This is a genomic window from Arthrobacter sp. 9V (assembly GCF_902506065.1).
Taxonomy (GTDB): Bacteria; Actinomycetota; Actinomycetes; order Actinomycetales; family Micrococcaceae; genus Arthrobacter.
This window is the reverse complement of sequence record NZ_LR733008.1, coordinates 1-1,300: the sequence shown is the minus strand read 5'-3', so window position 1 is coordinate 1,300 and position 1,300 is coordinate 1. Positions and strand designations below refer to the sequence as shown.

Here is a 1,300-nt window from a genome sequence, read left to right as displayed (position 1 = left end):
CACCGCCTACCCGGCACTCGCACCCGACCTCGATGCCTTCGCCGGGCGGACCGTGCTGTCGACGGGCAACTACTACCCCGGTCGCGACGGGCGGATCGAGCAGCTCGACAGCCTCGCGACGACCACGGCGGAGTGCGAGCAGACGCTCCTGACCGGCACCCGGATCGTCAAGGCGTTCAACAACATCGTCGCGCACCACATCCCGAACCTCGCCGACTCCGCGCCCCGCACCGCACTGCCGATCGCGGGCGACGACGAGCAGGCAAAGGCCGTGGTCGCCGAGCCCGTGCAGCTGCTCGGATTCGACACCGTGGACGCCGGGACCCTGGCCGAGTCGTGGCGCTTCGAGCCGGAGTCCGGGGCGTACACGGGGATCTACGCGGCGAGTGCCGAGGGGTTCGCGGCGGACTACCTGGCGGATCAGGGAGCACCGTTGCCGGCGGAGCGGCTGCGGGACGTCCTGGCGGTGTCGCACCGGGCGGATGTGGCGAACCGGCAGTTCTGAGTCGTCGCCCCTGCGCATGACCCCGTGCAGCGGCCTCGCGCACAGGGGGTGCACGCGAGGCCGTCCGCCTGCCTGATCCGATCAGGCGGTCTTGACACGCCCCCGGAGGAAGAGCGCGACGGCGACGGCGGCGGCGATGCAGATCCCGCCGTTCACCCAGATCGCGGTCGTGACGCCGGTCAGCACGGCCTCGGCCTGCGGCGCGGTGCTCGCGAGGGCCACTGCCGTGAAGACGGCACTCATGATCGGGGTGCCCATCGTGATGCCGACTTGCTGACTCATGGTCGTGAGCCCCGTCGCCATGCCCTGCTCGCTTTCCGGGAGCCCGGACGTCGCGGTGACCATGAACCCGACGATGACGACGAGGTTCGCGACTCCTCCGACGAACGTGGCTGCGAGGACCAGCCAGATCGACGATGCGTCGTCGGAGATCAGCACGAGCGTGAGCGTCGCGATCCCCTGGACGACGAAGCCCCCGACGATGGCCGCCTTGTTCCCGAACCGGCCGATGACCCGCGGACCGACGAGACCACCGAGGACCGTCCCGATGCCGAGCACGGCGAAGGACAGCCCCGCTGCCAGTGGCGTGTACCCGAGCACCTTCTGCAGGTACAGCGTCAGCAGGAAGACCAACGAGGTCTCGGTGACGAACGCGAGCATCCCGGCGATGTTGCCCCAGGACACGCTGGAGCGCCGGAGGACACCGAGCGGCACCAAGGGGAACGACGCACGCCGTTCGATGAACGCGAAGGCGATGAGCAGCACCACTGCGGCAGCGAACGACACGATGACGAC

2 protein-coding genes are annotated in these 1,300 nt (G+C 69.7%); one reads left to right on the top strand and one right to left on the bottom strand.

Annotation, left to right across the window (positions count from 1 at the left end; translation table 11 throughout):
- The coding region (locus BACI9J_RS23275; protein ID WP_159736706.1) for an NADPH-dependent F420 reductase at positions 1–505 on the top strand (505 nt) is incomplete at its 5' end.
- A gap of 81 nt (positions 506–586) precedes the next feature.
- Here BACI9J_RS23275 and BACI9J_RS23270 read toward each other — a convergent pair.
- Positions 587–1,300: MFS transporter (locus BACI9J_RS23270; protein WP_159736705.1), on the bottom strand; the 714-nt coding region annotated here is incomplete at its 5' end.